The sequence below is a fragment of the Streptomyces sp. NPDC048441 genome (assembly GCF_043200235.1).
Taxonomy (GTDB): domain Bacteria; phylum Actinomycetota; class Actinomycetes; order Streptomycetales; family Streptomycetaceae; genus Streptomyces.
This window is the reverse complement of sequence record NZ_JBICXM010000001.1, coordinates 449,389-462,355: the sequence shown is the minus strand read 5'-3', so window position 1 is coordinate 462,355 and position 12,967 is coordinate 449,389. Positions and strand designations below refer to the sequence as shown.

General features: G+C 69.4%; 10 protein-coding genes. 1 reads left to right on the top strand and 9 read right to left on the bottom strand.

What is annotated here, in order from left to right:
* Window positions 1-12: 12 nt before the first annotated feature.
* The 9 genes from ACGFSB_RS02030 to ACGFSB_RS01990 all read right to left on the bottom strand — a co-directional run bounded on the left by ACGFSB_RS02030 (window position 13) and on the right by ACGFSB_RS01990 (window position 10,743).
* Window positions 13-1,593, bottom strand: coding sequence for a CHAD domain-containing protein (locus ACGFSB_RS02030; protein ID WP_393392635.1), 1,581 nt, complete (start codon window positions 1,591-1,593; stop codon window positions 13-15).
* 50 nt (window positions 1,594-1,643) lie between these two features.
* On the bottom strand, window positions 1,644-2,789 hold the full coding sequence (gene rodA, locus ACGFSB_RS02025) for a rod shape-determining protein RodA (protein ID WP_393393776.1): 1,146 nt from the start codon (window positions 2,787-2,789) through the stop codon (window positions 1,644-1,646).
* 53 nt (window positions 2,790-2,842) lie between these two features.
* A complete protein-coding gene (gene mrdA, locus ACGFSB_RS02020; protein WP_393392632.1) occupies window positions 2,843-5,017 on the bottom strand; it encodes a penicillin-binding protein 2 in 2,175 nt (724 codons plus the stop codon).
* A 97-nt stretch (window positions 5,018-5,114) separates the two neighbouring features.
* On the bottom strand, window positions 5,115-5,786 hold the full coding sequence (gene mreD, locus ACGFSB_RS02015) for a rod shape-determining protein MreD (protein WP_393392630.1): 672 nt from the start codon (window positions 5,784-5,786) through the stop codon (window positions 5,115-5,117).
* A gap of 14 nt (window positions 5,787-5,800) precedes the next feature.
* Window positions 5,801-6,757 (bottom strand): rod shape-determining protein MreC, encoded by a 957-nt coding sequence (mreC, locus tag ACGFSB_RS02010; RefSeq protein WP_393392627.1) that lies wholly within the window; start codon window positions 6,755-6,757, stop codon window positions 5,801-5,803.
* Between the two features lie 192 nt (window positions 6,758-6,949).
* Window positions 6,950-7,969, bottom strand: a complete 1,020-nt coding sequence (locus ACGFSB_RS02005; RefSeq protein ID WP_160505014.1) for a rod shape-determining protein — start codon at window positions 7,967-7,969, stop codon at window positions 6,950-6,952.
* Window positions 7,970-8,330: 361 nt separating this feature from the next.
* Window positions 8,331-8,744 (bottom strand): nucleoside-diphosphate kinase, encoded by a 414-nt coding sequence (ndk, locus tag ACGFSB_RS02000; RefSeq protein WP_393392624.1) that lies wholly within the window; start codon window positions 8,742-8,744, stop codon window positions 8,331-8,333.
* Between the two features lie 125 nt (window positions 8,745-8,869).
* The gene (locus tag ACGFSB_RS01995) at window positions 8,870-9,220 is read right to left on the bottom strand and encodes a DUF4233 domain-containing protein (protein WP_393392622.1); all 351 of its coding nucleotides are present in this window, start codon (window positions 9,218-9,220) and stop codon (window positions 8,870-8,872) included.
* Between the two features lie 5 nt (window positions 9,221-9,225).
* Window positions 9,226-10,743, bottom strand: a complete 1,518-nt coding sequence (locus ACGFSB_RS01990) for a bifunctional folylpolyglutamate synthase/dihydrofolate synthase (RefSeq protein ID WP_393392620.1) — start codon at window positions 10,741-10,743, stop codon at window positions 9,226-9,228.
* Window positions 10,744-10,876: 133 nt separating this feature from the next.
* Between ACGFSB_RS01990 and ACGFSB_RS01985 the strand changes: the two genes are divergently transcribed.
* Complete coding sequence (locus ACGFSB_RS01985; protein WP_393392617.1) at window positions 10,877-11,884, top strand: rod shape-determining protein; 1,008 nt, start codon at window positions 10,877-10,879, stop codon at window positions 11,882-11,884.
* Window positions 11,885-12,967 lie beyond the last annotated feature (1,083 nt).

Genomic DNA, 12,967 nt, shown 5'->3' with positions numbered 1-12,967 from the left:
GTACCCCGGCCGTCAGCCCCCCAATGCCGACCGCAGTTTCGCCCGGGACGCCTTGGCCCACACCTCCGGCAGTTCCCGCTCCCGGTCCGCCGCGGCCGCCTCCTCCTGGCCGTACAGAAGCCCCCAGGTGAAGGCGGTCTCCCCCGCCGCGTGGGACTGGATCGCCAGGTTCCGCAGCGCTTCGCGGGCCACCACGCTGTCCTGGTGGTCGCCGAGCACGGTCTGGACGGCCTTCATCCGCTTGGCGAACCGCTTGGCGGGCCTGCCGAGCGCGGGTGCCGCGGCCTCGCCCGCGTACCGGGCGCGCTTGGCGGCCTTACGGGCCTCGTGCATGGCCAGGTCCCGGCCCTCGCCAGGATCGAGCGCGAGGGCGTGCTCGACGCGGGTGGCGAGGCGGTCGTAGTCCTTGAGCACGGCCTTGGGGAGGGCCTCGGCCTCGGCCGCGGGTGCGGCGGCGGCCGGGCGCAGCGGCGGGTCGGTGAGCAGGGCGTCGACGGACTCCAGGAGCGCCAGATACCGCTTCCCGTCGAGTACGGCGACGGTCCTGCGCCGGGAGCCCGCGCGGTGGGCGACGGTCCAGATGCGCAGGCGCCCGCGGACGGGGCCCAGGAGCAGCGTCCTCGGCGCAGCGGCGATGCGGGCGGTGAGCCGCTCGGTCAGGACCTCCTGGTCCCGGTCGATGCCCAGCTCACCCGCGAGCCACTTCAGCTCGTCGCCGACCGGGGCGGTGACGGTGCGGTCGAGGATCTTCCCGTACGAGCGGAACGCGCTGCGCATCCGTCGCGTGGCGACCCGCATCTGGTGCACGGAGTCCGGCAGGTCGCGGCGGACGTCGGGGTCGAGGGCGATGAGCGCGTCGCGCTGGGCGCGGAGGTAGGCCAGGACGTGGTCGCCCGCGGTGACGGGGACGTCGATGCCCGCGAAGGCCTCGCCCTTCTTCCCGGACTTCCCGGACTTCCCGGACTTCTTGGCCTTACGTTCCTTCGGCGCCGTCTCCACGAGCGCCCTGCTCAGCTTCGACGTCGAAGACGACCGCTCCAGCCCCGCCTTGCGCAGCTTCTTCTCGACCTTGTCGAGCAGCGTGGGGTCCGCGCCGTCCGCGAGCTCCACCTCGATCTCGGCCCACTCGGCGGTACCGCCGCCCTCGATGAGCCGCTCGGCCCGTACCCGGTCGATGCTGTACTCGGCGAGCAACTCGCCCTTCTCGTCGACAAGGTGGCGCAGGTCCCGCGCGGACAACAGGCGTACGGCGGGGACGAGTTCGGCCTCGCGGATCCGGGAGCGTACGAGACCGGATACCGCGCGCGGAACGGAGTCGGACAGCGGCGCCCGGATCTCGTCGCGCACGCCCTGCGCGAGCGACACCGGCAGCTTCAGGTGCCAGCCCGCGTCGTCGCCGCCCGTGCGACGGCGCAGGGTGATCGAGGAAGCTGCCAGGAGCTGGGCGGCCGTGTCGTAGTAGACGGCGTCCAGATCGACGACGCCTTTGTCGACGACATCCGCGATCCCCGCGACACCGCTCAGGTCGGGCAGCGCCAGGTCCGCCACCCCGACGTCGTACTTACGCTCGATCTCGCGCTTCGTCTCCGCCATGAACCGAATCTAGACGCGAAACGGAACGCTGGGCAGCCCCCGGAACCGGCCTACGCCGACATGGGCCGCTGCACCTTGATCGACTGAAGCAGCCCGACCGCCACCCAGACGGCGAACATCGATGATCCTCCGTAGGAGACGAAGGGCAGTGGAAGCCCCGCCACCGGCATGATGCCAAGCGTCATGCCGATGTTCTCGAAGGCCTGGAAGGCGAACCAGGCGATGATCCCGGCCGCGACGATCGTGCCGTACAGCTCGGTCGTCTCGCGGGCGATGCGGCAGGCCCGCCAGAGCAGGATGCCGAGCAGGATCAGGATGAGCCCCGCGCCCAGGAAGCCGAGCTCCTCGCCCGCGACGGTGAACACGAAGTCCGTCTGCTGCTCCGGCACGAACTGCCCGGTCGTCTGCGAGCCCTTGAAGAGGCCGGTGCCCGACAGGCCGCCGGAGCCGATCGCGATGCGCGCCTGGTTGGTGTTGTAGCCGACGCCCGCCGGGTCGAGCGCGGGGTTGGCGAAGGCCGCGAAGCGGGCGATCTGGTAGTCGTCGAGGACGCCGAGCTGCCAGACGGCGACCGCGCCCGCCGCGCCCGTGCCGAGGAGTCCGAAGACCCAGCGGTTGGAGGCGCCCGACGCGAGGAGGACGCCGAGCACGATCATCGCCATCACCATGACCGACCCGAGGTCGGGCATGAGGAGCACGATCATTATCGGTACGGCGGCCAGGCCGAGGGCCTGTAGGACCGTGCGCTGGTCGGGGTGGGCCCGGTCGCCCGCGTCGACGCGGGCGGCGAGCAGCATCGCCATGCCCAGGATGATCGTGATCTTCACGAACTCGGAGGGCTGGAGGGAGAACCCGCCGCCGACCACGATCCAGGCGTGCGCGCCGTTGATCGTCGCGCCGAGCGGGGTGAGGACGAGCAGGACGAGGAAGACGGAGATGCCGTAGAGGATCGGCACGGCCGTCCGCAGCGTCCGGTGGCCGAGCCAGATCGTGCCCGCCATCAGGGCGATGCCGATGCCGGTGTTCAGGACGTGCTTGAACAGGTAGGCGTACGGGTCGTCGCCGACCAGCTCGGTGCGGTTGCGCGTCGCCGAGAAGACGAGCGCGGAGCCGATCGCCGAGAGCGCGAGCGCCGAGAGCAGTATCGGCCAGTCCAGCCTGCGCACCAGCGAGTCGCGGGCGAACAGGTGGGCCATGGAGGAACGCTCGGGCCCGTAGCCGGAGACGGAGAAGCCACTCTTGCCGGCCACTAGTCGCGCCTCCCGTTCGCGGGCGCGCCCGCCAGTTCCTGCTGGTCCTGCGGCGGCTTGGGGGCCTCCGGCTTGTACGGCTTGATCTTCGGGGAGTCGATCGAACCGTCGGTCTCGATCTTCGGCAGGTTCTTCTGCGGCTGGGGCAGGAGGGCCTTCTTGAGGTTCTGCTTGCCGCTGTCGTCCAGGCCGTAGATGCCGTCGTAAATCTTGCGGACGGCGGGGCCCGATGCTCCGGAACCCGTACCGCCCTGGGAGATCGTCATCACGATCGAGTAGTCCTTGGTGTACGTCGCGAACCACGAGGTGGTCTGCTTGCCGTAGACCTCGGCCGTACCCGTCTTGGCGTGCATCGGGATCTTGTCCTGCGGCCAGCCGCCGAACCGCCAGGCGGCCGTTCCCTTGGTGGCGACGTCGGCGAGGGCACCGTCTATGTCGTCGCGGGTCTTCTGGCTCATGGGCAGCTTGCCGTGCGACTTGGGCTTGAGCTCCTGGACCTGCTTGCCGTCGGCGCTGACGATCGCCTTGCCGACGGTGGGGTCGTGCAGGGTGCCGCCGTTGGCGATCGCGGAGTAGATCGTCGCCATCTGTATCGGCGTGACGAGGGTGTCGCCCTGTCCGATGGAGTAGTTGACGGAGTCACCGGCGCGCATCTTCATGCCTTCGAGGCAGTTCTCGTACGCGATCTGCTCGGTGTAGTCGCCGCCCTTCTTGCCCTGCTTGCACCAGCCGTCCTTGTTGGCCTTCCAGAAGTCCTTCTTCCACTGGCGGTCCGGGACACGGCCTGAGACCTCGTTCGGCAGGTCGATGCCGGTCTCCTTGCCGAGGCCGAACTGGTGAGCCGTCTTGTAGAACCAGTCCTTGGCGTCCTTCTTCGGCCTGTTGCCGCCGTCCTTGGACCACTGGTCGTGCGAGAGCTTGTAGAAGACGGTGTCGCAGGAGACTTCGAGCGCCTGGCCGAGGGTGATGCTGCCGTGGCCCTGGGACTCGAAGTTCTTGAAGGTCTGGCCGCCGATGGAGTACGAGCTGGGGCAGGGGTAGCGCCCGTTGAAGTCGTAGCCCGCGTTGACCGCGGCGGCCGTCGGGATGACCTTGAAGATCGAGCCAGGGGCCGCCTGGCCCTGGATGGCGCGGTTCAGGAGGGGGTAGTTGGACTTCTTGCCGGTGAGCTGCGCGTAGTCCTTGCCGGAGATGCCGCCGACCCAGGCGTTCGGGTCGTAGGACGGGTTGGACGCCATGGAGACGACGCGTCCCGTCTTGTTCTCCATGACGACGACGGCGCCCGCGTCGGCCTTGTAGTTCTCGCCGGTGTTCTTGTCGAACTCGTGGCGGGCCTTCTTCATCGCGTCGTTCAGCCAGTACTCGGACAGGGCCTGCACGCGCGCGTCGATGCTGGTGACGACGTTCGCGCCGGGCTCGGCCGGGTCGTCCTTGGCCTTGCCGATGACACGGCCGAGGTTGTCGACCTCGTAGCGGGTGACACCCGCCTTGCCGCGCAGCTGGGCGTCGTACGTCCGCTCGAGTCCCGAGCGGCCGACCTGGTCGGAGCGGAGGAACGGCGAGTCGGTGTCCTTGGCCTTGTTGATCTCGCCGTCCGTGACGGGCGAGAGGTAGCCGAGCACCTGGGCGGTGTTGGACTTGCCGGGCGCGGCATAGCGGCGTACGGCGGTGGGCTCGGCGGTGATGCCGGGGAAGTCCTCGGCGCGCTCGCGGATCTGGAGGGCCTGCCGGGGCGTGGCCTCGTCCGTGATCGGGATCGGCTGGTAGGGCGAGCCGTTCCAGCAGGGCTGCGGGGTCTTGGAGTCGCAGAGGCGGACCTTGTCGGCGACGTCCTTGGCGCTCATGCCGAGGACCTCGGCGAGCTTGTCGAGGGCCGCCTTGCCGTCGTCCTTCATCTTCATCAGGTCCGTGCGGGACGCGGAGACGACCAGGCGGGTCTGGTTGTCGGCGATCGGCACGCCGCGGGCGTCGAGGATCGAGCCGCGTACGGCGGGGTCGACGACCTGCTGGACGTGGTTGCCGGAGGCCTCTTCGGCGTACTCCTCACCGTTGCGGATCTGGAGGTACCAGAGTCGGCCGCCGAGGGTGAGGAGGAGGGAGAGCACGAGGATCTGGATGACGATGAGGCGGATCTGGACCCGTGGGGTCCGACCGGTCTCGGGGATATTGGTCACTGCGTTTGCTCCCCCTCTCAGTGTGTGTACGAGTAGTACGTGTACACGACCGACCTGTGTGCGCGGCCGGTCGGGTACGGGGCCAACTGCGCTGCGGTCACAGGCGCTTGACCCCCTTGATGCGTCCGGCGCGCGCGACGCGGGCCTTGGCCGCCTTCATCCGCAGGCCGCCGCGCTGATTGCCGATACGCAGTCCTGTGCCTGAGGAGAGCCAGCCGGACGAGACGTCGGTGGCCTTGTTGGCGGGAGAGGTCTCCCCCAGTGGATCGTTCTCGGCTCTGCGGGCGAGCGCGATGATCAGCGGCACGGTGAACGGCGCGAGCAGCAGGTCGTACAGGGCGGCCGTGAAGAGGAGCCCGCCCAGGCCCACATGGCGGGCAGCGGTGTCCCCGACGAGGGCGCCCACGCCCGCGTACAGCAGGGTCGAGCCGATGGCGGCGCCGACGACCACGACGAGCGGCCCGGTGGCGGACCTGAGCCGTCCGGTCTCCGGCTTGGCCAAGCCCGCGAGGTAGCCGACGATGCACAGGACCAGGGCGTACCGCCCAGCCGCGTGGTCGGCGGGCGGGGCGAGGTCGGCGAGAAGACCGGCGCCGAAGCCGATGAGGGCGCCGCCCACATGGCCGTAGACGAGGGCGAGGCCGAGCACCGTGAGCAGCATCAGGTCCGGGACCGCGCCCGGCAGCTGGAGCCGGGCAAGGACGCTGACCTGGATGACCAGGGCGACGACGATCAGGGTGGTGGAGAGCAGGATTCGGTTGAAGCGCATGGGGTCCGGGGCTCCTACTGCTCGTCGTTGCCGTTGTCGACGCCGTTGGCCGGGGGCTGTCCTGACGGGGTGGCCGTCACGGTCACCGTCGGGGTCGGCTTCGGTTTGGCGGGCTTCTTAGGCAGGACCGTGTCGCGCGGGTCCTCACGGGGCGCTTCTACGACGACGCCGACGATGTCCAGCTTGGTGAAGCCGACGTACGGCTTGATGTAGATGTTGCGCGTCAGGTCGCCGCCGGAGGGGTCGACGCGGACGACCTTGCCGACCGGTACGCCCGGCACGAACGGCTTGTCGGCCTGCGAGCCGAAGGTGACGAGGCGGTCGCCCTTCTTGACCTTGGCCTTGCCGTTGAGCATCTGCACCGAGAGCGGGCGGTCGCCCTGTCCGGTGGCGAAGCCCAGCTCGTCGGTCTTCTCCATGCGGGTGCCGACGGTGAAGTCGGGGTCGTTGGCGAGCAGGACGGTCGCGGTGCTCGGGCCGACCGTGGTGACGCGGCCGACCAGGCCCTCGCCGTTCAGGACGGTCATGTCGCGCTTGAGCCCGTCGTTGGCGCCCGCGTCGATCGTGACGGTCCAGGAGAAGCCCTGGGCCGCTCCTATGCCGATGACCTCGGCGCCCTTGATGCCGTACTGCCCGGCACCGGCCTTCTTCAGCATGTTGTCCAGTTGCCTGACGCGGCTGTGGTTGCGGTCGTCGCTGCCGAGCTTCGCCTTCAACGCGGCGTTCTGCCGCGTGAGTTCGGCGATCCGGTCATGCCGGTCGCCCGAGTCCCTGACCGCGCCGATGGCGTTGCCGATCGGGTCGACGGCGGACGATACGCCGTCCTCGACCGGGCCGAAGACCGTGGCGGCGGCCTGCCGGGCACCGTCGACCGGCGAGTCCTCGCCACCACGGATGTCCACCGTGATCAAAGCGAACGCGATGGCGATCAGCAGCACCAGGAGCAGCCGGCTCTCTCGTGTGTCCCTCACGTGCGGCGGCCGTGCCTTCCTCAGTTGGAAATCCTTGGAATTATGGGCAAGTCTGCGTATCTCTGAGTAAATCTAAGCAATCGGAATCCGCGGCGTCTGCGGGCGCCGCGGAATTGTTATGCCTTGCCTCTATATCAACGATCCGCCGCACGAAGTGACAGGCACTCGTACGGCGGACCATTTCGCGTCAGATCATCTGCGCGGCGAAGCGTCAAGCACCTGCTGGAGCGCCTCGAACTCCTCGACGCACTTGCCGGAGCCGAGCGCCACGCTGTCCAGCGGGTCCTCGGCGATGTGGATCGGCATGCCCGTCTCGCGACGCAGGCGCTCGTCGAGGCCGCGCAGCAGCGCGCCGCCCCCGGTGAGAACGATGCCCCGGTCCATGACGTCACCCGAAAGCTCCGGCGGGCACTTGTCGAGGGTCGTCTTGACCGCGTCCACGATCGCGTTGACCGGCTCCTCGATGGCCTTGCGGACCTCGGCGGCGGAGATGACGACCGTCTTGGGCAGCCCGGAGACCAGGTCCCGGCCGCGGATCTCGGTGTGCTCGTCGGCGTCCATGTCGTACGCCGAACCGATGGTGATCTTGATCTGCTCGGCGGTCCGCTCACCGAGAAGAAGGCTGTACTCCTTCTTGATGTGCTGGATGATCGCGTTGTCCAGCTCGTCGCCCGCGACCCGGATCGACTGTGCCGTGACGATTCCGCCGAGCGAGATGACGGCGACCTCGGTGGTGCCGCCGCCGATGTCCACCACCATGTTGCCCGTGGCCTCGTGGACCGGCAGACCGGAACCGATGGCCGCCGCCATGGGCTCCTCGATGATGTGCACCTGGCGGGCACCGGCCTGCGACGAGGCCTCGATGACGGCACGGCGCTCGACTCCTGTGATGCCGGAGGGCACACAGACGACGACACGCGGACGGGCGAGGTAGCGCCGCTTGTGGATCTTCAGGATGAAGTAGCGGAGCATCCGCTCGGTGATCTCGAAGTCGGCGATGACGCCGTCCTTCAGTGGCCGCACGGCGACGATGTTGCCCGGAGTGCGGCCGATCATCTTCTTGGCTTCGGCGCCGACAGCGAGGATGCCACCGGTGTTGGTGTTGATCGCGACGACGGACGGCTCGTTGAGTACGATCCCCCGACCCCTGACGTAGACCAGCGTGTTGGCGGTCCCGAGGTCGACAGCCATGTCACGGCCGATGAACGACATGTTGTTCCCCATGAGGATGCGTCTGGCCTTCCCAGTGGAGCTTGTGATGGCTTTATAGGTAGGCGAGGTGAGTGCGCTGTGGTGTGGAGGCTTACATCGTAGTCTCGCCTGCACGAACACGGCGCTAGGGTCTTCGCCATTGTCAGCAGATGATGCGCCGCCTCGCTCTTGGAGACGTGCCATCGGAGGCACGGGTTCCCCCAATGGGGGCGCATATGCCAAGGGGCGGCCGGTTTTCTCGGCCACCCCTGGTCAGGGCGGTGCCCTGCTGATGGTTCAGGGCGGCGCCCTGCTGACTAGGCGTCAGAAGTCTTTACGTAAACCTTTACGCAACGCTTTGCCCGCCGGGCTTCACGACGGGTCAGGCGACGCCCGGGAAGAAAATCTTCAGTTCGCGCTCGGCCGAGTCCTCGGAGTCCGACGCGTGGATCAGGTTCTCCCGGACGATGGTGCCGAAGTCGCCCCGGATGGAGCCGGGCGCGGCGGCGATCGGGTCGGTCGGACCCGCGAGGGCGCGCACGCCCTCGATGACGCGCTCACCCTCGACGACGAGCGCGACGACGGGGCCGGAGGCCATGAAGTCGACCAGCGGCTCGTAGAACGGCTTGCCCTTGTGCTCGCCGTAGTGCTGCTCCAGCGTCTCCTGGTCGAGCGAGCGCAGCTCGAGCGCGGAGATCGTCCAGCCCGCCTTGCGCTCGATGCGGCCGATGATCTCGCCGATCAGGCCACGACGGACGGTGTCGGGCTTGAGCAGGACGAGAGTGCGCTGGGTCATGTGCGGCTCCAAGCAGTTTTTCTACGAGCATGTGGGTTGCCCGGCAGGATACCGGCACCCACTACACCGCGTTACCTCCGGGCCCTGGAGCCCGCCCTGCCAGGCCCTGCTGCCGGGCTGGTTCGCTACGCCCCCGCCTCGGCCTCGGCCTGCGCCGCGAACCTCGCCTTCGCCTCGTCGATCTTCTGGCCGAAGTGCAGCGAGGCCCACCACAGGGCGGCGAACACCGCCCCCAGGAAGAACATGATCGGCACGATGAAACCGCTCGCGATCAGCGCGAGCTGCAGCGCCCAGCCCAGCTGCGTTCCGCCGGGCCTGGTGATCATTCCGCACAGCAGGACGGTCAGCAGCATCGCGATGCCGCTCACCGTCCAGACCGTACCCATCGTCAGATCCGGGTCCTTCATGGCGACAAGACCGGCGAAGCCGATGACGAAGAACTCGCCGATCAGCGTCGAAGCACAGAGCGTACGCACAGGAGTCAGCCCCTCCCCAGGAGCAGTCGGGCCTCGCCGACCGTGATGACGGAACCGGTGACGAGGACGCCACCGCCCGCGTACTCGCCCTCTTCCTCGGCGAGGGTGATCGCGGCTTCGAGCGCGTCCGGCAGGCGCGGTTCGACCTGGACGCGGTCGTCGCCGAAGACCTCGACGGCGATCCCGGCCAGCGTGTCCGCGTCCATCGCACGATGGCTTGAGTTCTGCGTGATGACGACCTCGGTGAAGATCGGCTCGAAGGCTTCGAGCAGCCCCTTCATGTCCTTGCCCTCGCTCGCCGCGACCACGCCGATCAGGCGGCTGAAGTCGAAGACCTCGCTGACCGCCTCGGCGGTGGCGCGGGCGCCCGCCGGGTTGTGCGCGGCGTCCAGGACGATCGTGGGCGAGGTGCGGACCACTTCGAGGCGGCCCGGCGACGAGACCGAGGCGAAGGCCTTGCGGATGGTGTCGATGTCGAGCGGGCGCGCGTGCTGCGAGCCGATGCCGAAGAACGCCTCTACCGCGGCGAGCGCCACTGCGGCGTTGTGTGCTTGGTACGCGCCGTGCAGCGGCAGGAAGACCTCTTCGTACTCCCCGCCGAGGCCGCGCAGGGTCAGGAGCTGGCCGCCGACCGCCACGCTGCGGGAGACGATGCCGAACTCCAGGCCCTCGCGGGCCACTGTCGCGTCGACCTCCACGGCCTTCTTAAGAAGGACCTGCGCCGCGTCCACCGGCTGCTGGGCGAGGATCACCGTCGCGTCCGGCTTGACGATGCCGGCCTTCTCCGCGGCGATCTCGCCCGGCGTGTTGCCCAGGCGGTCGGTGTGGTCCAGGTCGATGGGCGTGACGACGGCGACCGAGCCGTCGATCACGTTCGTCGCGTCCCAGCTGCCGCCCATGCCGACCTCTACGACGGCGACGTCCACGGGGGCGTCCGCGAAGGCCGCGTACGCCATGCCCGTGAGCACCTCGAAGAAGGAGAGCCTGTACTCCTGCTGGGCGTCGACCATCTCCACGTACGGCTTGATGTCGTTGTACGTCTCCACGAAGCGCTCGGCCTCGATGGGGGCGCCGTCCAGGCTGATCCGCTCGGTGATCGACTGGACGTGCGGCGATGTGTACCGCCCGGTGCGCAGCTCGAAGGCGCTGAACAGGGCCTCGATCATGCGGGCCGTGGACGTCTTGCCGTTCGTACCGGTGATGTGGATCGAGGGGTACGCGCGCTGGGGCTCACCCAGGACGTCCATGAGCGCGGCGATACGGCTGACGGAGGGCTCGAGCTTGGTCTCGCCCCAGCGGCTCGCGAGCTCCGTCTCGACCTCGCGCAGCGCCTTGTCGATCTCCGGGTCGGTGGGACGGGAGGGGATGTCGCTCTGGGGCGGGCCCGACTGGGTGCGCAGGGTGCGGCTGCCCGCCTCGATCACGGCGAGGTCGGGGTCGCGGTCTGTTTCGGCTTCGACGATCTCGGTGAAACGGTCGTCGCTGTCGGGATGCTCGCTGTCAGGCGGGGGGAGGTCACTCACGTACGCCAGTCTACGGACGGGGTATGACAGTTGCCGCCGGGACCTGTCGGGATCTCTGTCGGGACTTTGGTCCCGGGTGATTCAGGACCTAGGTCCCGACGATCCGGGAATTCGCCGGGCAAACTTGGCGATCATGGACATAGGTATCGACCTCGGCACAGCGAACACCCTTCTCTACGTCCGCGGGCAGGGGATCGTGCTCAACGAGCCGTCCGTGGTCGCCATGAAGGAGGGCGCGCGGACCGCCCTCGCCGTCGGTACGGAGGCCAAGGAGACGATCGGCCGTACTCCGGGGTCCATCACCGCGATCCGCCCCCTGCGGGACGGCGTGATCAGTGACTACGAAGCCGCCGAGGAGATGATCAGGCACTTCGTGCGCAAGGCCGTGCCGGGGCGTCGTCCTCGTACGCGGATGGTCGTGTGCGTGCCGAGCGGTGTCACGCAGGTCGAGCGGCGGGCGATCGTCCATGCGGCTCAGCGGGCTGGGGCCCGTGCGGTGCACCTGGTGGAGGAGCCGATGGCCGCGGCGATCGGGGCGGGGCTTCCGGTGGCGGAGCCGCGGGGATCGATGGTGGTCGACATCGGGGGCGGGACTACTGAGGTCGCCGTGATCTCGCTGGGCGGGATCGTCACGGCGCAGTCGCTCCGAGTGGGCGGGGATCGTCTGGACGAGTCGATCACGAACTTCGTGCGCAAGGAGCACGGGTTGCTCATCGGTGAGCGGACCGCCGAGGACGTCAAGGTCGCGATCGGCTCCGCGTGGCCGGTGCCTGGCGATGAATCGCTGGAGTCGCGGAAGTTCACCGTGCGGGGGCGGGAGAAGGTCGGGGGGCTTCCGAAGACGGTGGAGCTGACGGTGCGTGAGGTGCGGGCCGCGCTTGACGAGCCGGTGGAGGCGGTGATCGCCGCGGTGCGGGCCACGCTGGAGGAGTGCCCGCCGGAGCTGTCCGGTGACGTCATGGAACACGGCATCGTGCTGACGGGCGGGGGTGCGTTGCTGCCGGGGCTGGATCTGCGGATGGCTTCGGCCACCGGGATTCCTGTCTTCGTGGCCGATGAGCCGCTGGACAGCGTGGCGCTTGGCTGCGGGAAGTGCGTGGAGGACTTTGATGCGTTGGAGCGGGTGATGTCTGCGGCGTAGGCCTGCGGCCGGCGGGGCGGGGCGCCGTGCGGGGGCGCTGCGGGGATGCCTGCGGCGCCTGTCGCGGTTGGGTGGGGGTGGGCGACGCGGCATCGGTTCGTCGGTGGCAGCGGGGCCGCGCCGGTATGTCCGTCCTCGCTATCGTCCAGTGGCCCCATGGGTACTTCGGCCCCGGAGTGCCGCGAACCGTGCTCCGGGCGGAAATACCGACACGACCCCGCGCGAGCGCTGCCGACAGCAGGTGCGTCGTGGGGAACAACGCTCCGGGGCAACGGGCGGGTGGGCAGGAAAGGCCTGTTCGGTGCAGGCAAGGCTGCGGGGGGACATGTCGGCGTGGCGGGTACCGAAACTCGGGCACCAGGGGTCAAATCAGACCATGTGGTATGCCCAGAATCCCGGTAGACGGACCCGACAGCTCCTCGGCGACAGCGCGGTACTGCTGTGGACCGGAGTGTGGACCGCCGCCGCCGTCGTCGCGTACCGGTTGGCCTGTCTGCTGACCCGCCCATCACCCGAAGCTCCGTCCCTCGACGCGCCGTCCCGGCTGCCGCTGGTCGGCCACCGTGTCGACGCCGCCCTGCAGACCGTCGCGGACGCGGCAGGCACCGGGGACCCGGTGGCCGTCCGCACCGCGGTGACCGTAGGCGCCGTCGTCGTCTTCCTCGTGCCCGTCGGACTCGTCCTGAGCAGTTGGCTCCCTCGCCGGTTGCGCTGGATCCGGCAGGCCCAGGCCGCTCAGGAGCTCGCCGCCAGTGACGACGGGCGGGAACTGCTCGCCCTGCGGGCTCTGTTGAGGCCTCTGGACGAGGTCGCCCTGACCGCGTCCGAGCTCCCCGACGCCACCGCCGGCAGCCTCGCCGAGGGCTGGCGCGGGGGCGACACCGACATCCTCGACGCGCTCGCCGACGCGGAGTTGGTACGTCTGGGGCTGCGGATCGACGGAAACGGGACGGGGGGGGGGGGCGCCGGGGGGGGGGGGGGCCCCCCCGCCCCCCCCCGCCGGGGGGGGCGGGGGGGGGGGCCCCGGGGGGGGGGGGCGGGGGGCGCGGGGGGGGGGGGGGGGGGGGGCGCCCCCCGGCTTTT